Raw genomic sequence first — 22044 nt, forward strand, 5'->3', positions numbered from 1 at the left:
TTTTTACGTTTTTTATTTCAAGCTCATTCTTCTTAATCTTTCCTTGAAAATTCGGTGTTGGGGTGGGAATTTTCAAGGAAAATACTCAAACAACTTCAAAAGTTAGTTTTATGCAATGCGAATGCTTTCGGAATTCGTCGATCTTAAGTGGCCTAATAACCTGAACTCTGGGTTTATTTCACTCATTCTCAGGGATTTTCCTCTTTCTTCTCAGCCTTTTTGCCTCGAAAAGGACCGTTTGGCCCTTTCTATCGGCAAATTACGATCCATTGACGGAACTTTTGAAGCTTTTTGAGTATAACTCCCAGTCGCTGAAAAAGCCCATTTGTGTATAAGGAAAGAAGGAGAAGGAGGAAGATTCATGACCCATATTTCCCAGACAGTCAGGCAAGATCAAAGACTTATCATGAGCTTTGCGATGAAGCGCGCTTTTGCCGTGCTTCAAATGCCTCTGCCTGAACTTTCAGAGTGGCTTCAAAACGAGCTCGAACAAAACCCTGTGCTAGAAGTGATGCTTCCCTCTTCCACACCTGATCTTTCCTTTGTCTCTAAGCAAGACTCTCTCTATGAATATCTAGAAAAGGAAATAGCTCTCCATTTTAGAACCGACGACGAAAAGAAGATTGCTCTATTCATTGCCGGAAGCCTTGATTCAAAGGGTTTTCTAACTTTATCAGACAAAGAAATTTGCGACATGCTTGGGATCGACCAAGTCACACTGACAGCAGTGATGAATCAGTTTCACCAAATCGAGCCGATCGGACTAGGAGCGCGAAGCGCACAAGAAGCACTTCTATTACAGCTTCTCCAGAAAGGACAACAAAAAACGCGCCTTTACAAGTTGGTTCACAAATACTTCGATGATCTTTTGCACAATCGCTTGCAGGTGATTGCAAAAGCCATGCATCTATCCGTCCCAATCGTAAAAGAGATGATTCAAAAAGAGCTCAAAAAGCTCGATCCCTTTCCAGGTCATCAGTTTAATCACGAAATCACTCAAGTGATCGTGCCTGATCTCACAATTGAGAAGGAAGGCGATATGTGGAAAGTTGAAGTCTATGGTGAAGGACTTCCTCAATTTCACCTTCATCCTCGTTATCTAGATAACTTAGAGCAAGAAAAGATGGCTAAAGATGAACTTGAGTTTGTTCGACGCCATCTCGCTTCAGGGAAATGGCTTGTTCGAACTTTAGAACGGCGGAAAAAAATTCTCACCGACATTGGTACATACCTGCTTAAGAAACAATGGGACTTTCTCGAAGGCATCACCGGAGCGCCACTTCCATTAACTCGAAAGGAAGTCGCCACTGCTCTAGGAATCAGCGAATCGACAGTCACGCGTGCTATCACCCACAAGTACGTGACAACCCCGCGAGGGCTCTTACCTCTTGCGGCTTTTTTCTCCCATGCAATCCAAACGCAGTCGGGAGCTATTTCTAACCAGGATGCTAAAAACCTCTTACAAAAACTGGTTCAAAATGAAAACAAAAAAAGCCCCCTTTCAGATGAGGCCTTGTCAGAAGCGCTCAAGTCTCAAGGCATTCCGTGCGCTCGCCGCACCGTTGCAAAATACAGAAAAGAACTGAAGATTGGATCAAAACACCACAGGAAAGAATGGAGTTAAAGAATTTTGGATTTTTCGAAGGAAAGTCCGAAATGATGAGCATCACGGCGCGCCCATAAATCAATCCACTCATTGACACTTGTAAACGAGGCATCTTTAAAATCCCTTTCGAGATCAATTTTTCGATAAAGAGTCATTTTAAGCACATTGGGCTCTCTCCAAACGTCTTGCGCTTTGTCAATCACCCAAGAGTAGATCCCTTCTGATTCTTCGACTCCTTGCCGACCTAGGTGAAAATAAAATCCATAGGCGCACGACTTTCTCATAGCTTCAATACAAGGTGTTAAAGCAACTTCTTCTTGTACCACAACATGATCCGAAGAGAGAATTACATAGGATGAGCCCCCTTTTTGACTCAAAGTTTGGAAAAACGTTTGCTTAAACCCAAACTCACTTTGGCGAATAAAATCCACTTCTGGATAACTCTCTTTCACCTTTTCATAAGCTGCAAAAGCTTTTTCATCACAATCATAGATGATTGCAATCCTTCCAAGTCCTTGGATGTTCCCTTTGATCGACTCTAAACACCGTTTAAGTTTCTGCGGACGATTTTGAGAAAAGAGAATGACATCGACTCCGTTCTCATTTAAAGGAAGAGACTCGTGAACACTCTTAGTCATTTCAAAGGCTCGCGTTGAAAGTTTCATCTTCCGCTTCTTCATTTGAGGTCGCGAGCTATGGATGTAGAGAACATCGGGAATGAACTGAACGTGTGCCTTGCCTAGCTCAGCGAGAGGAAGAAGAAGAGAGGCTTCACTTTCTAAAGATAAGAAATAATCTTCAAACGACTCATTCCGTCGGATCTTCTTGAAATGGCCTGCATAAAAGGTTTTGAGAGAAGCTAAAAGCCAAGGTGCTCGCTGGACCCGCTTCTTACATAAAATCTTTTGTGGCTTTGGCTTATAGATCCCTTTTTGGTAGTTGTAGTAGTCGAGATATTGGCCGTACGTCATCCACACATCGGGGTTGGTGTAGGCCTGATCGACAAGGTTTAATACCTCAGTGTGTGCCAAAATGTCATTTCCAGAAAGATGCACCACAACTCTTTCATTATCTAAGGCATAAATCGTATTGAAGTAAGACTGAAACGCTTCGTAATCTTTCTCTGAAGAGATCACTTTGATTTTTCCTTCAAGCCCTTTCTGAACCACAAGCTCTTGCAGCCTTTCAACGGTACCATCAGAGGAAAGCTGATCGATGTAAACCACATCATACTTGGGATATTTCTGAGAGACTATTGATTGAAAATTCTCATCGATGACATCGATATTATTTTGTGTTAAGATAATCAACGTGAATGACTTGTCGTTGTTTTCAACAAGTTGCGATTGAAAAAAATCTTGGGCAGGCAAGATGCGTGTGTCTTTCTTTGCTGTGATGATCCGGTACTCTTTGACGACAAAGACCGGAAGCAGCAAAATAATAAAAAGAAGAAATAAACGATGAAAAAATCTTTTATCTAATTTCGAATTTTTCATTTTATTAGTATTGAAATTCCCTACTAATTTCAATACTCGTTTAAAGCGTCATCGTCAATGGGTTTTTTAAATTTGCGAGAAGCTGTTGCCAGCGAAGATTATCGCTTTGAAATTGGATGTAATCTTCTAATGTCTTTAAGTCTTGTTTAGCAAAGAGTTGAATTTCGGCATCTGTCATTCGAAGAATGACTGCATGAGAGGATGTTTTGGGAAAAAGAGTCTGAATTTTTTTCAGGGCTTTTTTGAAAAGACGTTGATTGCGGATTAAAACTCCGACTCTCCACAATAGATAGCCACTTGGAATGATCGGAGCAAAAGGAGTCAAAAAAAGGGTGGTTAAAAAAATATAAGCTTGTTTCGGTGTTGTGAATAGAGGGCCTAAGTACCGGCGCCACCGCTTTTTCGTAAATGCATAAGCAATAATCTCTTCAAAGCGGGGCTCTTCAAAGGTAAAGCGCAAACTATGAATCGCTTCATGAAAAATAACTTCCTCTCGCTGATAAGTAAGAAGGGATCCTTTTTTGAAGCTGGTGCGAAGTTGGATCCAGTTCCCATAGTCCATGATCCAAGAAGCAGCTCCTTCCCATGGCTTCAGTCCTTTGTTCGAGTAGCGGACTTGAATCCAAGATGGGTGTACGTGCAATCTTTCCCGTATCTGACGCATGACCTCAGAGCTCTCTGCGATGGATTCGAGGTTTCCTTTAGAAAAACTCATTTGGATGTCAATCCGTTTGACAAACCCTTCGACCGTCTCATCAGGACCGATGATCCAACCGGCTTCACCCAATTCTTTTAATTTTTCTAAAATCATTTATTATTTTTTGTGAAACGGCGGATATGGCGGAATTGAAAGACCAAGCATCCAAACAGGAAGAGGTTGGCCGTAAGAATCACAGCGTTGAAAAGGAGAATTTGGTTATTTTTTCTGGAAATAGAAACAAGCCGACGTCTGACATTCCGTTCAAACTTTGACTCATCCTCAAACCAAGTTGAAGCATAGTAATGATGAGCATAGAGAGCAAAGCGGTCATCAATCCGGTTGAAGTAGGCTGCTGGAAAGATGATATCTCTCAGCTCCGATTTCTGGCCTAATTCTTTGACAGCATCATCAAACGAAGCAAAGCTGCGGTGTCCTACGCGATAAATGATCGAGTCTTTATCATCACCCGGATAGGCAGAGGCCACATCAGCCCATCTTGCCTCCACATTCGCAATGCACTTTGCTAAAATTGGATGGCGAGGAATGGATCCGATAATATTGTTGTTGGCTGAGATGGAGCTGCTCAAAACAGGTTGATGGGGAGGCTCAAGCCCACAATAGAGGTCAAAATTGTAGTGAAAAGGGGTAAATGGTTTGAAACACTTCACGTCATGGTCGACATAGAGTCCACCTTCTTGATTCAAGATTTCGTAACGGAGTAAATCAGATTTTTCTGCATAGTTATCAGAGTCGTTGTAATAATCACGTAAATGCTCAAATTGAAATTCAGAAATAAGCTGAAGTTGCATTTTGGGATGAGGTAAGGGACGCTTTCGATCTGTCCAAAACTTGATGGTCCAATTGGGATGGTTTTCAACCCAGGAATAGACATTTTGGACCGACTCTTGTGGAAAGGGGTTTGGCCCTACCCAGATAAAGTGAATCACCTTAGGAATGGAAAGCTCTTCTTGTTTTAGAAATTGGAGATGTTTATTTTTTTCATAGATTTCTTTGAAAAAGCGCACATTTTGAAAATCTTCATGTGTCTCAACAAACTTCCAAACAGAGGTATTTGCTCCCATGAGCGAATTAAAGTCATTTTTTTTTCGGTCCGACTCTTGTTGCTTTCCACATCCAATCATGAGGAGAGGGAGGGTTAACCATAAAAGAAAAGATCTCATTTGCGTGCAGCCTTTTTCATCGCTTGGTTCATCAAAAAGTATAAAATAAAACATCCGACAATCGCAATTAAACTTATTATTTCGACTCGAATGATTTTCGCATCTCGATTTCTCAAGTGGCGCAACTTCAGCATGAGCTGTTGCTCCACAGGGGTCTCCCCGAGGTTGTTCCACGTCGTTCCATAGAAATGTTGAGAATAAAAACCTGGAAGTCCGTGCTTAGGATAAAAATAGCATGCAGGGAAAATAATGTCTCGATTCCCTGGAAGGTTGAGATTTTTGCGTAAGGCAAGGGTCAATGCAATGTAGGTTCTATAAGAAACAAGACGAGCCTGAACTAAGGGATCTGTTCCTTTGAACCGCTCTGTTATCGGCTTCCAGCGATCGGAAATCATCTGAATCGCTCCCCTAATGACAGGGTGATAGGGCTTAGCACCGATGATTCCAATTCCTGCCGTCAAAGCAAGTGAGTCAATTTCTTCATGAGGCATCTCGAGACATGCGTAAAAATCATAGCCCGTATGGAGCCCATGAAAAGGGCGAAGGCAGTTAGCATCATGATCGATGTAGACTCCCCCTTTTTGGTAGAGAATCTCATATCTTAAGATGTCTGATTTTTCTCCCCAGTTGCGTGACTCTTCGTACTCCGCTTGCAGAAACTTAAACTCAAAGTCTTTAATGTATATCACCTTCATATTATTGCAGGGAGGCATCCGTTTGCGGTCTGTCCAAAAATAAAACGTCCAATCAGGATGATGAGCTTGCCATGTCCGAATGTTTTCGACAGATTCTATGGGAAAGGAGCGAGGACCGAGCCAAATGAGATGGACAATCTTTGGAATCCGAAAAATGGGACTCGAATCGTATTGATAATTGATGTTCTTTTTATAAACCGTCTTGTAAAAATCAAGATCTTGAACGTCTTGTCGTGTCTGAATGTAGTTCCAGTCAACCGAATTTTTTCCCAATAGTTGCTCAAAAGAATCTTGCATGGTCACCTTAGAAGCTCCCATGGCACGAGACTTTTTTGCTTGGCTAGAAAAAACATAGATAAAAACAAGAGGGCAAATGAAAAGAAAAATTAAAAGTTCTTTTTTCATCTCTTTATAAAACTCGGCTCGTAATCAATATGAACAGAATGGTTATCTATTTGATGGAGAGGGTCTATATCCATCTTCAACCCCTTCTCCCAAAGAAGGAGCAAATCTTTTGTCGAAACATCGCTAATGCGCTTATTCACCCATTCATTTTCCATCACAATGTTAAAGGGTAAATTCACCACCTTTGTGTCTTCATAGTATAAACCGACCTGTGATAAATCGGCATGTTCGTTCCATAGTGCCTCGAGAATATTCGGGTTGTGAAACTTCATACACAGAAAATAGGGATAAATATCTTCTTTACGGAAGAGCGCCATATCGACAGTGTTGGGATAGCGCCAGTCTCCTTTTCCAGAAGAAAATTGCCAAGCATAAAGTCCTTTTTCGATTTCCAAGCTCGGAGGAATCCCCTGATCTAAATCTTGCATGTAACAATAATTGACCCGACTTCCCATCCGATAGTAAAGTCCATAAGCACCTGTTTGCTTGAGTTTCGTCACCCCCTCTTTAAAATCAATGTGATCTTTCACAACAATGTCATCGACTGCAAAGATCACATAACGGGCAGTTGACATATCTCGATTGAAAACAGCACTACGCAAAAGGGGAGCAAAATCTTCATAAGGAGTTTCTTCAGATTGTTTCAAGTATGTCACATGAGGAAAGGCTTCTTTAACGACATGGTAACCTTGTTCGTAGTGATCATTTCCACTGCGATAGATCGCAAAAATTCGATGGAGATTTTTCGTGTATTTTTCGCACGACTCTAAAAATGCATAGAGTTGTAAAGGTCGATTGTAAGAAAAAACAGCTAAATCAACAAATTCATCTTGGTGCGCAAAATCGAAACTTGGATGATCATGAAGGGGACGATAAGCAGGCATGCTGCGCACTTTCATTTCGATAGCAACCTGGCTTTCTAAATCCTTTTTAAAGTCGCAATTGGGATTCCCAATATTATAAAGGTAAAGGATGTCTTCAATAAAATAAGAGTGATCTCCAGCGAGTTCAACCATGGGCAACATCGATGCCACATCACATGCAATGGGATAAAACTTTCCTTCATGCAAAAAGTCTTTCAACTTCACTTGTTGAAATAACCCAGCATAAAACGTACGTAAATGAGATGTGACAAAGGCGTGGCGGCGTATGCCTCGCTCATTTAAAATTTTCAAGTTGATGGGGCGGCAGTCGCTCACTTTGCGTTCTGTCCCTTTTGCATAAGTTGGATATTCTGCAAAGTTTCCATACGTTAACCACACATCTGGATTGGCATAGTAGGCATTGAGTTCATTTAAAACTTCGGAGTGTGCTAAGAAGTCATCCCCATCAACCACAACGACAATTTCATCACTGTTGCAACTGTGAACAGCGTGGTATAAGTTGTGCATGGCCCCATGATTTGCTTCATTTTGGATCAAGGTTATACGCCCTTCATGGTCATACTCCTTAATAAACTGTTTGACTCGGTCACTCGTTCCATCTACTGAAGCATCATCAATATAGAGAATCCGAAAGTTGTCATAATTCTGTTGCAATGTTGAAAGGAGGTTCTTCTCGACATATGGAGCATTATTATAAGACATCGTCACAATCACAAAAGGTTTATTACCGAGAATCGGGTGTGTTTTGCGAGCGACGCGGTACTCTTTTTGCTTGCGCTCCTTTCGCAGCTTATCTTTGAAAGGCTGATAGGAAACCCCGATTCCAAAACCAAGTCCTAATAGGAGGAGCAAGAATAAAAATTTCTTCATTGTACTCCAAAAAATTTTTAAGGACATAAGTTAGGGGATTCAGTTTTCTCGATCAAGAAAAATCAGCGCTTGTCATAAATGTTTTTTCCCTCTATGCTGCATTCTTTTTTTGGATTTATCTTTCAAAAAAAATAAAATAACTTATAGTCTGCTTCTGATAACTTTGTTACGATTTACATATGGCCAAAGGAAAAGGCAAAACACTCATTATCGTCGAGTCTCCAACGAAAGTGAAGACTCTAAAAAAGTTCTTAGGCAATGACTACCATGTTGAGTCATCAGTTGGTCATATCCGCGATTTGCCAAAAAAGGGGTTCGGAATCGACATCGATAACGACTTTGAACCGGTTTATGAAAATCTCCCTGACAAAAAAGAAGTCATCTCCAAATTAAAAAAGACCGCCCAAGAATGCGACACAGTCTTCCTCTCTCCTGACCCTGACCGCGAAGGGGAAGCTATAGCATGGCACATTGCAGCTATTCTTCCAAAAGGCCCCAACGTCAAACGGGTCACCTTTAACGCAATCACCAAAGACGCCGTCACTGAAGCGATCAAACATCCACGTGACATTGACCTCTCACTTGTCGATGCACAACAAGCTCGTCGCCTCCTTGACCGGATGGTTGGCTATAAAATCTCACCTCTACTCCAAAGACGCATCAAACGAAGCGGCAGCGGCTCCCTCTCAGCTGGGCGGGTCCAGTCAGTTGCTTTAAAACTTGTCGTCGACCGAGAAAAAGAAATTGAAGCCTTCGTCCCAGTTGAATACTGGAACATCGGTGCTATTCTCCGTCCGAAACCAAAAGAGCGCGCTTTTCCTGCTGCTCTCTATGCCGTCGACGGGAAAAAAGTAGAAAAAGAACTTGTTAAAGGGAAAGATTTCTGCACTGTTTCAAATGAAATCGAAGCAAAAAAAATTACAGCAGCTCTCAAGCACTCAATATACACTATCCAAAAAGTGGAGAAAAAAGAGAAAAAAAGGCACCCCGTCCCTCCCTTTATCACCTCTACCCTCCAACAAGAAGCAAGCCGCCACTACGGATTTTCTGCTCAACGAACGATGAGCATTGCCCAGAGCCTCTATGAAGGGGTGGACCTTGGAAAAGAGGGAACAGAAGGTTTGATCACCTACATGCGTACCGACTCGGTCCGTATCGAGCCTGAAGCAATCAGCGCCGCTCGAAAATTGATCGATGGTGCCTACGGAAAAGAGTATCTCCCTCCCAAACCCAAACAATACTCTACCAAGAAAAGTGCCCAAGATGCCCACGAAGCCATCCGTCCGACCAACTTAAATCACCCCCCAGATGTCATCAAATCTTCTCTCAACATCGACCAGTACAAACTCTATCTTCTTATCTGGCGTCGTTTCCTGGCTTCTCAAATGAACCCTGCCATTTATGACACCGTTTCTTGCCATATCGAAACCGATCAAAAGATGTCGCTCCGGGCTGTGGGGTCCATCATCAAATTCAAAGGATTCCTCGCCGTTTACGAAGAAAAAGAAGATACCGAAGAAGATCAACCACCCCAAGAAGAAGAAAACCTTTTACCAGACTTAGAAGAAGGAAAAACTTTAGAGCTCATCGAAGTCACCTCTGCACAAGCCTTCACGAAGCCTCCACCTCGCTTTACAGAAGCCTCCCTCGTCAAAGAGCTTGAAAAATCGGGGATAGGCCGTCCATCTACTTACGCTTCCATCATGAATAAAATTCATAGCCGCGCCTACACAACCAAAGAACGTCTTGCGCTCAAACCTACTGAGCTAGGAAAAATCATTGCACAAATGCTTGAAGCCCATTTCACTATGATCATGGATATTGAGTTCACAGCTAAAATGGAAGATGAACTCGACGATATCGCTGAAAGCAAAAAGAATTGGAAAGAATTTGTCGGCGGCTTTTGGGAAAAATTTGTCCCTGTGATGGAAAAGGCCGAAAAAGAAGCTTTCGTCCCCAAAATCATGACCGACATCAACTGTCCAAAATGTGGCCATAAGCTGCAAAAGATTTGGGCACGTGACAAATACTTCTACGGATGTTCTAACTACCCCGATTGTAAATTCACCGTTCCAATTGAGGCCCTCGAGTTCAATAAGGACGAGTATGCCGAAGACTTTGATTGGGATCAACCTTGCACCAAGTGCTCCTCTCCTATGCAAATTCGCTTCAGTCGCTTTGGGGCTTTCCTTGGCTGCAGCCGCTACCCCGACTGCAACGGCATCGTGAATATTCCGAAAAAAGGGGAAATCATCCCCGATGACCTTCCTAACTGCCCTGCTGTTGGCTGCGATGGTCAAATCAAAGCCCGCAAAAGTCGCTGGGGAAAAACTTTTTTCAGCTGCTCTAACTATCCCGATTGCGACGTCATCGTCAACGAAGTCGACCAATTAGAAGTGAAGTATCAAGACCATCCTAAAACCCCTTACCAAAAGAAAACCAAGAAAGGGGGCAAACGAGCAGGTGGCAGTGGCCGCGCTAAAAAACTATCGAAAGAACTTCAAGCTGTTGTGGGCGAAAAAGAGCTCACTCGTGGTGAAGTGACAAAAAAGATTTGGGAATACATCAAATCACACAATCTTCAAGATCCAAGCAACAAACGGCTCATCGTTCCCGATGAAAAGCTTGAAAAAGTCTTTGGAAATTCCGAACCGCTTGACATGTTTAAACTTGCCGGCGTGCTGGGCAAACACATCGATTAATTTCATTGAAAAAATTCTTAATAAACCATTAAAAATATTTAAACTACATGTGATGCTGAGTCATCGGACTCCCTTGAAAAGTCATCACAGAAAAAAATTAAATATCAGAAGGATTTTAACATGTTTTTACAAAACAAAAGATTCTCATTAGTATTACCCTTTTTTCTATTCCTCTTTCAAACTGGGTTGATTCACGCGAAAAGTGGACCTTTTGATGGTTCAACCATGTTCCTAAGTTATGATATTGTTTTTCACAATGAAACTCCTAATCCTCAAGCTTCTCTTAGAGTAGAGTACTCAGGTAAAGGCGGGTTTATCCAAAATCCGACGCAAGTTTACTTTGATGACACACTTGTGCATAAGAACGATGTCGCAGAAATCCCTTATGCAGATGAAGGAAGCCTAGTTTGTAATATACAGGTGCAACAAGAAAAATCGCCTAGTGCTGACTATATTGGTTGGGGGGTTAAATACTCCATATTCGACGATAGCTACCCTGGTGCAATTTGCGAACTCTGGTTTAGTGAAAAAATTTTAGGGCACAAAATGACTGGAGGATCATGGGACTTCAATGGTGGAATATGTTTTATTGAATTTAATGAAGAAGGAACACGAGCCGACGTGACTATAAAGTCCGGGTATCGACCAGGTCACTCGGGTTACAATCCAGACAATTAGTAGGTCACTGAAACTTTTCTTTTACTCAGCTTCTTTAACTCTAGATAAGTCTTTAGTAAGTTCTTGCCTGATCTCGCCAATATTTTTCACTGAGTTGACGATCTCTTCAAAGCTAGGCTGTGTCAAGCGTTGCTTCATAATATGCATGACAAACCGCCCACAATCAACTGAATTGAAAAAGTTTTGATGAGAAGCTTGACTCTGGTGAATTTCAAATCCTTCTAAAGCGAATTGCAGCTCTTCTGAAAACTTTCGAACACTCATTTTGAGTAGTGGAATTGTTCGATCTCCAATCGCAGTACCTTTTGGATCATAATATTCAATGACCTGATCTTTAATGTTAACAATGAACAAGACATTATGCGGTTCCATTCTCGATTGGAAAACAACTGGAATGAAGACAAAGTCTTTGTTTTGCATGATTGCTTCTTCAACTACAGGCGTAATGCGATCTTGAACAAAGGTAGTTGGCTCTGAAAGAACATCTGAAAGAAGGTGATGAATAAATGTAGCTTTTGCACCGTACTGCTTCTCTAAAAGATCCATATAGGTAGAGGTCGTCTCCCCTCGAATCTGTGTACCATCATTGATATTAACGATCGCAGATTGAGTTTCATACAACAAAGCTGTTGGTGGTATATAATACATGATTTCCCCGGTCTTTTTCTATTTTCAATAGTTCTATTATATCAAAATTTGAAATTGAAATCAAATTATTTAAGTGTTTAAAATTAAGATATTTAAGTTTATCCTTGTCTTGAACTAATATCTTAAGGAAAATGGAGCAATGAATTTTGCAAATTTCCGTATTTTCCTTATCTATCTGTTTGTTTTCTTAGGTCCCTTAGGCAATCTCCTGTGCCCAAAGTTCTTGCCTTACCAGTTCAGAGCCTTTTACTTTGTTCTTCCAGCATTTTTCTTGTTCTACACAAAGCTGTACTACAAGGAACTTAAAACGGTACTCCTCTTTTTGCCATTTTTTCTCTATGCACTTGCATCGGCATATTTTTGTATCAATCGCCCCGCCCTTCACTTTGAAGAATCCTTAATCAGTCGCGTTGGACTTTTTGCCTGCGAAGTTTTGTTTATGTTTGGAGCTGCATTTTGTTTACGCGATCAGAAAATGGCTAAAGAAAAAAAACGGCTCATCCGCATTTATTTAGCAGCATTTTTTATTTCCTTACTTGTGGGATATGCACTCTTCGCCGGCTACTATTTAAAAGTGTTTTCTTGGGAAACAATTGATAAGTTCACTGTCATTACACAAATGGGATGGGGCATTCTTCGATTTTCACCAGGCTCTTACCCTAATGAATATGGGGTTGTTGCAAGCTTTGTCTCTTCCATTTTACTACTCCTTATTATTGAGCGAAAAAATCCTGCGTTTCAATTGGGGCTGTCAAAGAAAAGTCTCTATTGCTTTTTTGGATTAACCTTCGGCGCCCTCCTATTATCGACAACACGCGCAGCCTATCTCTCATTTGTCTTTGCACTTCTATACATCTTTTGCATTTCAAAGTCGTTTCGATATCTCTCCTTTTTAGGACTTGCAGCGGTGATGATCTTTTTTATGGTGATGGGAGATAGGTTAGAACTGGTCATGGAAATTTTGACAAGTAGTTTCAAGCCGAGTTACTACAAAGATGTTTCCATGCAACTTCGTCTTGAGCACTGGCAAGAAAGTCTTGATGCTTTCAACACCTTTCCCCTCTTTGGGCGTGGCTTCGGAACACTCTTCTACGTACACAATGTCTACATCGAACTGTTTGCAGAACTTGGACTCATTGGATGTTTAACCCTTTTATTTTTTGGACTTGCTTACTTTTTCCAGCATCAAATTGAGATCAAAAAAGTCTTTCTTAAACGTTGGGCATCAACTGAAGAACTTTTTTCAAATCGAGTGATTGTACTAGGGTTTATTCACATCTTTTCTTTTGCACTCACGAATCACAATATCAACCATCACCTGACGTGGATGGTATTTCTTTTGTTTAATATGGGTCTCTTTGCAAGAAAGCCCGATACTTCTCTTCAACAAGAGTCTTAAATTCTCTCTGAAATCGACTCAAGGCAAAAGGTTGAGCATGGGCATGAATCACTTTTGGATCAAATTGCTCTTGCTTTTCTTCAAAATTTTGAATGGCTTTTCCTAATGCAGTTGGCGTTTGCTCATTAAAAAAGAGTCCTGTCTTGTTAGGAGCAATGGTTTCACAAACTCCCCCTTTGCCAAAAGCAATGACAGGCGTGCCACATGCTTGAGCCTCAACTGGAAGAATGCCAAAGTCTTCAACGGCTGCGTAAAGGAATGCTCGAGCTTTTTTGAGCATTCCCTTCAAAACCTGATCGTCTTGATAACCAAGCAACTCAACGTTTTTTCCCGCTTTTTCTTTAATCTTTTCATAATCAGGACCATCTCCAATGACAACGAGTTTGCGCTCAGGAAAATGGCGAAAAGTTTCGACGATCATATCGATTTTTTTGTAAGGAACAAACCGTGCAGCTGTGAGATAGTAGTCGTCTTTTGTTTCACAAAGCTCAAAATTCTCAACATCAACAGGAGGATAAATCACAGTCGATTCTTGGCCATAGAGTTTTTGAATCCTGCGCGCCACAAATTCAGAGTTGGCGACATAAGCATTCACACGGGTTGCAGCATGGGCATCCCAAATGCGCAAGTAATGAAGGAAAAACTTTGCTAAAACACCTTTAGGACCGCTTTTGAGTTTTGCTTCTCGCAAATACTGCTGATAAAGGTCCCATGCGTACCGCATCGGAGTGTGGCAGTAGCAGATGTGAAATTGATCCGCGTGGGTGAGTACACCTTTGGCAATCGAATGGGAACTCGAAACAACAAGATCGTAATCACAAAGGTCAAACTGCTCAATTGCAAGAGGAAAAAAAGGAAGATACGATCGATATTTTTTTGTCGCGCGAGGAAGCTTTTGGATGAAAGAGGTTTGGATTTCCTTATCTTCGAAATGACTCCCTTTCAAATTCTCACGGTCTGCTACAAGCGTATAAATTTTTGAGGGATACACCTCAGACATGGCCTTAAGAACTTTTTCTGCGCCCCCAAATTTAACAAGCCAATCGTGTACAAGTGCAACTTTCATAATTCATCCTATAATGCAATTCCAGTATACCTGATATGGCTTTTCTCTTGCAGCCTGATCAATGACTATGTTAAGTTTTCTTCATAATCGAGAGATAAGATCATGTTTTCAGAAAGATGGACCTTACTGCGAGAGATGATTGATGGCGGATTAATCACCACCCCCGATCACACTCTCACTCATGTGCAGCTTCTGCACCTGTTTCAAGCCTTCCTTCTCCAAGTGAAGGAAAATGAAGGGATGGTCTATGTCGTTCCTAGTGAAAACAATGGGCTGCTAGCTACATATTTTGCCGATAGGTTAATCACTTCTTTGGGGATTTCTGCTCGCGGGCTCATCCCTGTCCATACAGATGTGACGTTGCACCTCGCCCTCCTCTTAAAAAAATCCGATCTTCTCATCACTTTAAGCGACATAGAAGTTTCTCCTAACACTTTGGGTGCGGCGGCAATGGCCAAGCAGCAAGATGTTCCACTGATCACTTTCTCAGGGGGGCAACGGGATAATCCTTTAGTTGAGCGAGGAGATTTGAACATTCACTTCGAGAAAGCAGATCAAACCCTCATTCAAACAGGACAGTTTTCTCTCTTAAAAGCAATTATTGAATCTTGGCCCTATTATGAAGAGCCTCCACGTTTTGAGCCCGAGCTGCTCCTGAAAAAAATCAAACCCAAAACCTTGCCAACCGGATTGCGCATATGAACCAAGACTTGCAACGCACACTTTTTTACGAAATGCTCCGCATCAGGCGCATTGAAGAAGCCATCGGCACGCACTATAAACAACAAAAAATGCGTTGCCCCATTCATCTAAGCATTGGTCAAGAAGCCATTGCAGTGGGTGTTTGCTCTCAGCTCAGAAAAGAGGATGGGGTTTTTGGAAATCACCGCTCACATGCCCATTATCTTGCAAAAGGGGGTAATTTCCACAAAATGATCGCCGAACTTTACGGCAAAAAAGATGGTTGCACAAAAGGGCGTGGCGGATCGATGCATCTGATTGACCTCGAAGCAGGCTTTCAAGGGGGAAGTCCCCTAGCTGCTGGGAGCCTCCCGATTGCTGCCGGATTTGCTTTTGCCCAGCAAATGCAACACTCTTCTGCCATCTGCGCTGTCTTTTTTGGAGAAGCCGCAACAGAAGAGGGAATTTTCTCCGAAACGCTCAATTTTGCCGCTCTTAAAAACCTTCCCCTTCTCTTCATTTGCGAAAACAATCAATACATGGCACGCCCATTTGCAAAAGAGCGTCAAGTAGAAAACCGCGATCGAGTAAAAATTGCCCAGGCACATGGCTTAAAAACACTAGTGGGGAACGGAAACGATTTAAGAGAGACCTATCAATTGGCCAAAAAAGCGATCGATCACGTCCGAAGCGGAAAAGGCCCGACGTTTCTCGAGCTTGAAACGTACCGACTCCATGAACATATCGGAAGAATGAAATCAGATGTAGAGGAAAACCAAGTCACACTAGAAGATCATTGCCCTCTCAAATTTTACAAACAAAAACTGTTAGAAGAACAAGTGCTCATAAACGAAGAAATCGATGTGATGGAAGCAAAAATCGCATCTGAAATCGACTATAGCTTCTTGCTTGCAGAAGAAAGTCCCTTTCCCATCTTTGATCTTGATGACGAAAAAGCTTATGCAGAATGAGGTCCAAATGAAAGAAATGAAATACAAAGACGCCATCTTAGATGCCACCCGAGAAATCATGGAAACCGACCCTACTGTTTACTTCATGGGACAGGGAGCAACCGGACCCAAAGCTATTTACGGAACCGTTACTGGACTACGTGATCAATTCGGTGCTGAGCGCGTCATGGACATGCCCCTTTCTGAAAATGCTCTCACCGGCATCGCCATTGGAAGTGCCATCGCAGGGATGCGCCCCATTCTTTGTTTTCATCGGGTCGACTTTTTCCTCCGAGCTCTCGATCAACTCATCAACAATGGCGCAAAGTGGAACTACATGTCTGCAGGAAAACTCAAAGTCCCTCTCGTCATCCGCCTCATCATGGGACGTGGTTGGGGACAAGGCCCTCAACATTCTCAAGCACTTCATAGCCTTTTTGCCCATATTCCCGGCTTAAAAGTCGTCATGCCAGCAACAGCTGCCGACGCAAAAGGACTTCTTATTTCTGCTGTTAAAGACAACAACCCTGTCATTTTCATGGAGCATCGTTGGCTTCACGAAACCTTCGGCCCTGTCCCCGATGAAAACAGAGTTGAAGGCATCGGCAAAGCTAAAATTGTGCAAGAAGGAACAGACATCACCCTCATTGCTTCTTCGCACATGACACTCGAAGCCATCAAAGCAGCCCACATTCTTGCAAACGACCAAATTTCTGCCGAAGTGATCGACCTGCGCACAATTAAACCCCTCGATAAAGAAACTCTCATCAAATCAGTCCGCCGTACAGGTCGCGTGATTGTTGCAGATGGCGACTGGAAAACCTGCGGATTTGCTGCAGAAATTCTCGCAACACTTACCGAAGAAGCTTTTAGTGATCTCAAAGCGCCCCCTGTTCGCGTCACCTATCCTGATAGAAACAACCCGACAAGTTGGTCTCTTGCCAACCACTACTACCCTACAGCTAAGATGATTGTCTTCGAAGCATTTCGCTTGATGCGCATCCCCTCGAAAGCGCAAGCCTTACTAGAAGAATTGCTCGAGTACCGCAACGACGGTCCACTCGACGTCCCAGACCCTTCTCTTCAAGGCCCATTCTAAATTCTTAACTGAAAGTAAATTAAAAAACGTATTAGAAATTATTTTATGAAAATTGGACGCTGATCGTTCAATCTAAGGAATTATCTGGCATTTTTGGAATCGATATTGGACTGTGTTGAAAAAATCAGAAGAGAAGTCTTGATAAAAATTTCTTAAAAAAGAGAAGCTCCTTATGGTTTAAGTCACTAAACATAAAGGAGCTTCAGATGCGTAAACGCAATTGGCACAAGTATAATCGAGACTTAGTAAAAAGAGGAAGTATAACTTTTTTCATCGATCCAAATGCGTTAACTGAAAAGCCAGAGGAAAACAAACGAGGTCGACCTCGTTTGTTTTCCCTTCCACTCATCTATCTCCTTCTTGTCTTAAAGATACAATATCGCCTTACCTATAGAACTCTCGAGGGTTTTGCCAAATCGATCCTTCCACATATAGAACCTGATATTTTTCTTCCGACCTACTCTCTGATCTGCAAAAGAGCTTCCCACATGGAAGCTCTTTTGCCCAAGCTCTCTTCTAGAAGACCTAAAGTGGTGCTGTTAGATACTACAGGGATCAAAGTCTATGGGGAGGGAGAATGGAAAGTGAAAATGCATGGAGCCTCAAAGAGGAGAAAATGGGTTAAATTGCACATCGCTATTGATGAAAACACTCAAGAAATTATCCACTTTGAAATCACAAAAGGGCATGAAGCTGACTGCAAAATAGGCCCGAAAATCATAGAGAAGCTCCCTAAACCCGTTGAGACCGTCATAGCAGATGGAGGATACGACACAAAAAGATGCAGGGAGGCCATCAATCAAATAGGAGCGAAAGACCTTATTCCGCCTAGAAAAAACAGCCTATTATCTCCTTTTATGACAAGAAGGAACAACGCCTTACGCGAAATAAAAGGACTGGGAGGAGATCAGCTAGCGCGAGAAATCTGGGGAAAACTGACAAGATACTCAAGAAGGGCATTAGCAGAGACAAGCTTCTCAAGATTAAAGCGACTGTATGGGGAAAGGTTTTTCTCAAAGAAAATAGAAACTCAAAAAATCGAAGGTCATATTAAATGCAAAATGCTGAATCAAATGCTTCTGATAACTTAATACGATTGATGATGAGGGGGGGGGAGTCTACGAAAATTGATTTTTTCAACACAGTCTCGATATTGATGAAGCAGAAAATCCCACATCTACTAAGCGTAAAAGCACATCCCAAAATTGTCACAACACGATCACCGGTAAAGATTTTGAAGTAGTTTGAGTATATGCGTCAAAGAGTTTGCAAAAGAACTTGGCCTGACCACAATAACTCTCTCTCCATGGGGAAAATAGATGAGTCTCTCCAGTGAAACAAGCCTAATGTCAAAGCTTAAACCAGCTGAGAAAGAAATGTCTTAGCCGAAACAACAATTGGTTGTGTGTATGCAAAGCAATCTATATCCTGAAATTCCTCATTGAGGGTGACTTGAAAAGCATGCTTTGCTCCAGTTGCTTTTTGATAGTATTCGAGATGCGGAGAAAGAGATTGTCGAGATGTTTTGACTTCAACAAGAAACCAAGGCTTTTCATCTCTCACAACTAAGAAATCAACTTCTCTCTTTTCTTTGTCTCTAAGAAAACAAAGCTCAAAAACTCCCTCTCCTTTATCTGTCCAGAAATGACATGCTTTCATTAAATGAGAAGCAACAAAATTTTCAGATCGTGCTCCTTCATCTTGCACTAAAGACCAGTCCCATAGATAAACTTTGGGCTCTTTGAGAAGTGATCGAGTAATATTTTTTTTCCAAGGGTGAATGAGAAAACTATAATAGAGCAAAGCTAAGGTATTCATCCACCGACGAATCGTTTCACCAGAAACCCTTACTTTTTTCGCTAAACTAGAATAGTTAAGAAGAGTTCCAATTTGTTTACTAAGAAGGGATGCTAACAGCTCCATTTGTTTAATTTCCTGAATTCGGGTCAAATCTCTGATATCTTCATAAAAGAGTTGCTGTAACCTAAGTTGACTCCAATTCCGATAAAACTTTTCTTCTTGCTTGAATAGCGGCTCTGGAAACCCACCAAATTTCAATAAAGAGTCAAATTGTCCATTTTCTATCTTTAATGGTGGTTGAGTAAGTGACTCAGAAATTTCAGTTCTTAACAATTCCCCGCATGAAAAGGGGTGGATTCGATACCTGAGATAACGCCCCATTAAGCTATCTCCACCCGCTTTATAAATGTCTAACCTTGCACTTCCAGTCACAATAATCTTAACTTCTCCAGAATGCGCGTAAGTATCGAAAAAACCTTTAAGAAGAGTTTTCCAATCAGAATACTTATGGATTTCATCTAGAATCAAGAACGGAGGAGTCTCTTGAATAAATTCAAGCTGGAGCTTTTTTGCAATCGCTTTAGGCCCTTCTAGAAAAATCTCTCTGTGATCCAAGTTATCCCAGTTTAGATACAAGTAGTTTTCTTCTGGAAAAGATCTACATAGAGTCGTTTTTCCCACCTGTCTAGGGCCCATTAAAAACAACATCTGCCGATATTTGCTAAAGTGATGCTTGATTAATGGAAGATAAAGACGGCGAACAAATTCATGCTCCATGACCGTTTTCCTTATATGTGTTGAAATAGTCACGACCATTTTCATATATATGTATTTAATGGTCAAAACAAATGTTAAGTTATTGACTTTCAATCATTATTAAAATTAGCAATGCCTTTATAGGAAATTTTGATGATCTCTCTTCTCTCACTAAAAAAAGAAGATGACAATTTCATTGAAGCATTTTTTCCAATATATTCCATTCTAAAACAATCACTTAACCATTTTTCCTGCAATTTTGCATTTAAAATGCAAAATTGCAAGATATGACTAAGTATATCAAAAGATCTATTGAGCCAATCGTTGAGGAAGCAGTGAAACAGTTTCCTGCTGTTGTCCTTACGGGCCCTAGGCAGGCTGGAAAAACAACTCTTCTAAAGCACCTATTTGGAAAAGCATATAAATACATTTCCTTAGAATTGCCTGATGTCCGAGCCGCAGCAAACTCTGATCCAAGAGGTTTTCTGGAACTTTACTCTGCACCAGTGATTTTTGATGAAATTCAATACGCTCCAGAACTCCTCTTCTATATTAAGGAGAAAATTGATGAAAATAGGGATCAATATGGACAGTTTATCCTCACTGGTTCACAAAATACCCTTCTCTTGCAGCATATCACAGAAAGCTTGGCAGGAAGAGCTGCAATGCTACGTCTTCTCCCCCTTTCTTACACAGAAGTTTCTCATCACCCCTTCTATTCTTTTTATTGGGAAAAAGAACATCCACCTCAACCTTTTTCTATTGAAAACTTTTGGACTATGATGCTCCGAGGATTTTATCCAGAACTCAATGAGGATAATAAAAAATCTATTTCACTTTGGCATGGAAGCTATATGCAAGCCTACTTAGAAAGAGATGTTCGTAGCATCAGACAAATTGGAGACCTTTCTCAATTCCAAATGTTTTTAAGAGCAGTTGCTGCTCGTAGCGGACAGGTCTTTCAACTCTCTGATGTTGCTAAAGATATTGGAGTAGCCGTCAATACGATCAAAGCCTGGATTTCAATTTTAGAAGCAACATACCAAATTATTATCCTTCGCCCCTATTTCAACAACTCCAATAAAAGGTTAGTCAAATCCCCAAAAATCTACCTGACTGATGTTGGATCTTTATGTTACTTATTAGGCTTGAAAGACATTGATCACTTTATTGCCGGTCCGATGGCTGGTCCTATTGTTGAAACATTCATTGTTACAGATATCTATAAACGAATATCCAAGCATGGGGTTGAACCCCAAATCTATTTTTGGCGAACGTCATCAGGAACAGAAGTTGATCTAGTCGTTGAAAATCAGGGAACATTAATTCCTATTGAAATTAAGGCTTCATCAACACCAAAACCTCCAATGGCCTCGTCAGTACATTCTTTTTTAAAAGATCAACATAAACGAAGCCAAAATGGGTATGTTGTTCACCTAGGAAATATTCAACTCCCACTAGGAGAGCATGTGACAGCTTTACCCTTTTCATTGCTGTAAAAGGGTGAAAATTGAGCGTTTCGAGACTCGAAAAAATCTGAAAAAATTTTTCCTAGTAGACTGAACTCTGTGTTTATTTTGCTTAGCCTGAGAAAGCAAAGGACGCCAAAAGATGGATTAATAGCGGTGGAGAATTTTAGAGACAAGGCACTTAATCACTGAAATACAATTCATTAAGAATGACAAGATTGGACGTACCGATCGATGCCCTCTTCGACATCGCCGTAAAACTTAGGCTTGCCCGCTTCCAACCAAAGAACCTTATTACAATTGTCTTTAATCCAATCGGTATTGTGCGATGCAATAATGAAAATCTCAGAAGATGAGATCAGTGAATCGAGTTTTTCCTTTGCCTCTTCTTTGAACGACTCATCGCCAGCCCCCACTAGCTCATCCATAATCAAGATCTGAGGCTGGATACAAGTGTTAATGCTAAACGCAAGGCGAACCTTCATCCCCGTTGAATAGGTTCGAAGTGGCATGTGGATATAATCTCCCAGCCCCGAACTTTTCACAATCAACTCCTCCTTCTCTTTGACCTCCTTTGAAGGAAGGCCATGCAGCGTTCCACGCAGCAAAATATTCTCATAGCCTGTCAAATCTTCGTACATGGCAAACATGACATCGAGGAGAGCCGTTACCTTTCCATCGACCTCAATCGAACCAAGTGTCGGTGTATAAATTCCAGTGATCATCCGAAGCAGGGTACTCTTTCCCGCTCCATTATGCCCAATGAGTCCCAGCCTAGTCCCATGTTCAATCGTCAGAGAAAGCCCATCAATAGCCCGGATTTCAAACATATCCTTCGGATTCCGTTTGATCAATCCACCCGTAGCGACACGCACAAGCTCTTTTTTCAGCGAGCGATGATTCGCAGCGCTGTAGACAGGAAAATCTAAAACCATCTCTTCAAAATCAATCTGCGCCAT

General features: G+C 41.5%; 18 protein-coding genes. 9 read left to right on the plus strand and 9 right to left on the minus strand.

Annotated elements, in window-relative coordinates; translation table 11 throughout:
* The first annotated feature begins 361 nt into the window (after nucleotides 1-361).
* Nucleotides 362-1624, plus strand: a complete 1263-nt coding sequence (gene rpoN, locus SNE_RS11485; protein WP_013944615.1) for an RNA polymerase factor sigma-54 — start codon at nucleotides 362-364, stop codon at nucleotides 1622-1624.
* Here the strand turns inward: rpoN and SNE_RS11490 are convergent.
* Genes SNE_RS11490 through SNE_RS11510 form a run of 5 tightly spaced genes read right to left on the minus strand, consistent with a single transcriptional unit; the run spans nucleotide 1621 to nucleotide 7837 of the window.
* Complete coding sequence (locus SNE_RS11490) at nucleotides 1621-3102, minus strand: glycosyltransferase (RefSeq protein WP_013944616.1); 1482 nt, start codon at nucleotides 3100-3102, stop codon at nucleotides 1621-1623. The genes rpoN and SNE_RS11490 overlap by 4 nt on opposite strands.
* A 40-nt stretch (nucleotides 3103-3142) precedes the next feature.
* The gene (locus SNE_RS11495; RefSeq protein ID WP_013944617.1) at nucleotides 3143-3913 is read right to left on the minus strand and encodes a hypothetical protein; all 771 of its coding nucleotides are present in this window, start codon (nucleotides 3911-3913) and stop codon (nucleotides 3143-3145) included.
* On the minus strand, nucleotides 3910-4983 hold the full coding sequence (locus tag SNE_RS11500) for a glycosyltransferase family 32 protein (protein WP_041419102.1): 1074 nt from the start codon (nucleotides 4981-4983) through the stop codon (nucleotides 3910-3912). Before SNE_RS11500 ends, SNE_RS11495 begins: the two co-directional genes overlap by 4 nt.
* Nucleotides 4980-6083, minus strand: a complete 1104-nt coding sequence (locus tag SNE_RS11505; protein WP_013944619.1) for a glycosyltransferase family 32 protein — start codon at nucleotides 6081-6083, stop codon at nucleotides 4980-4982. The genes SNE_RS11500 and SNE_RS11505 overlap by 4 nt, the downstream gene beginning before the upstream one ends.
* Nucleotides 6080-7837 (minus strand): glycosyltransferase family A protein, encoded by a 1758-nt coding sequence (locus SNE_RS11510; protein WP_158307250.1) that lies wholly within the window; start codon nucleotides 7835-7837, stop codon nucleotides 6080-6082. Before SNE_RS11510 ends, SNE_RS11505 begins: the two co-directional genes overlap by 4 nt.
* 179 nt (nucleotides 7838-8016) lie before the next feature.
* Between SNE_RS11510 and topA the strand changes: the two genes are divergently transcribed.
* Both topA and SNE_RS11520 read left to right on the plus strand, forming a co-directional pair.
* The gene (gene topA / locus SNE_RS11515; RefSeq protein ID WP_013944621.1) at nucleotides 8017-10539 is read left to right on the plus strand and encodes a type I DNA topoisomerase; all 2523 of its coding nucleotides are present in this window, start codon (nucleotides 8017-8019) and stop codon (nucleotides 10537-10539) included.
* A gap of 225 nt (nucleotides 10540-10764) precedes the next feature.
* Nucleotides 10765-11217, plus strand: coding sequence for a hypothetical protein (locus SNE_RS11520; RefSeq protein ID WP_148259018.1), 453 nt, complete (start codon nucleotides 10765-10767; stop codon nucleotides 11215-11217).
* A 21-nt stretch (nucleotides 11218-11238) separates the two neighbouring features.
* Here the strand turns inward: SNE_RS11520 and SNE_RS11525 are convergent, their stop codons facing one another.
* Nucleotides 11239-11865, minus strand: a complete 627-nt coding sequence (locus SNE_RS11525; protein ID WP_079891586.1) for a Ulp1 family isopeptidase — start codon at nucleotides 11863-11865, stop codon at nucleotides 11239-11241.
* Between the two features lie 139 nt (nucleotides 11866-12004).
* On the opposite strand from SNE_RS11525, the gene SNE_RS11530 reads away from it, so the two are divergent.
* Complete coding sequence (locus SNE_RS11530) at nucleotides 12005-13264, plus strand: O-antigen ligase family protein (protein ID WP_013944624.1); 1260 nt, start codon at nucleotides 12005-12007, stop codon at nucleotides 13262-13264.
* On the opposite strand, the gene SNE_RS11535 is transcribed toward SNE_RS11530, so the two are convergent.
* On the minus strand, nucleotides 13209-14330 hold the full coding sequence (locus SNE_RS11535; RefSeq protein ID WP_013944625.1) for a glycosyltransferase family 4 protein: 1122 nt from the start codon (nucleotides 14328-14330) through the stop codon (nucleotides 13209-13211). The genes SNE_RS11530 and SNE_RS11535 overlap by 56 nt on opposite strands.
* Before the next feature lie 102 nt (nucleotides 14331-14432).
* Here SNE_RS11535 and SNE_RS11540 point away from each other — a divergent pair, with 102 nt between their 5' ends.
* The 4 genes from SNE_RS11540 (at nucleotide 14433) to SNE_RS13260 (ending at nucleotide 18151) form a co-directional block, all read left to right on the plus strand.
* On the plus strand, nucleotides 14433-15032 hold the full coding sequence (locus SNE_RS11540) for a phosphoheptose isomerase family protein (protein WP_013944626.1): 600 nt from the start codon (nucleotides 14433-14435) through the stop codon (nucleotides 15030-15032).
* Nucleotides 15033-15040: 8 nt separating this feature from the next.
* Entirely contained in the window at nucleotides 15041-15982 is a 942-nt protein-coding gene (locus tag SNE_RS11545; RefSeq protein ID WP_158307251.1) for a thiamine pyrophosphate-dependent dehydrogenase E1 component subunit alpha, read from the plus strand.
* Between the two features lie 7 nt (nucleotides 15983-15989).
* On the plus strand, nucleotides 15990-17060 hold the full coding sequence (locus tag SNE_RS11550) for an alpha-ketoacid dehydrogenase subunit beta (RefSeq protein ID WP_148259019.1): 1071 nt from the start codon (nucleotides 15990-15992) through the stop codon (nucleotides 17058-17060).
* 206 nt (nucleotides 17061-17266) lie between these two features.
* Complete coding sequence (locus SNE_RS13260; protein ID WP_013944429.1) at nucleotides 17267-18151, plus strand: IS5 family transposase; 885 nt, start codon at nucleotides 17267-17269, stop codon at nucleotides 18149-18151.
* Nucleotides 18152-18416: 265 nt separating this feature from the next.
* Here SNE_RS13260 and SNE_RS11560 read toward each other — a convergent pair whose 3' ends face one another.
* Nucleotides 18417-19637 carry an ATP-binding protein gene (locus tag SNE_RS11560; protein WP_013944629.1) on the minus strand — a complete coding sequence of 407 codons (1221 nt, stop codon included), beginning with the start codon at nucleotides 19635-19637 and terminating at the stop codon, nucleotides 18417-18419.
* A 266-nt stretch (nucleotides 19638-19903) separates the two neighbouring features.
* On the opposite strand from SNE_RS11560, the gene SNE_RS11565 reads away from it, so the two are divergent.
* Nucleotides 19904-21115, plus strand: a complete 1212-nt coding sequence (locus SNE_RS11565; protein ID WP_013944631.1) for an ATP-binding protein — start codon at nucleotides 19904-19906, stop codon at nucleotides 21113-21115.
* 173 nt (nucleotides 21116-21288) lie between these two features.
* Here SNE_RS11565 and SNE_RS11570 read toward each other — a convergent pair whose 3' ends face one another.
* Nucleotides 21289-22044, minus strand: a complete 756-nt coding sequence (locus tag SNE_RS11570; RefSeq protein ID WP_013944632.1) for an ABC transporter ATP-binding protein — start codon at nucleotides 22042-22044, stop codon at nucleotides 21289-21291.

Source organism: Simkania negevensis Z, assembly GCF_000237205.1.
Taxonomy (GTDB): Bacteria; Chlamydiota; Chlamydiia; order Chlamydiales; family Simkaniaceae; genus Simkania; species Simkania negevensis.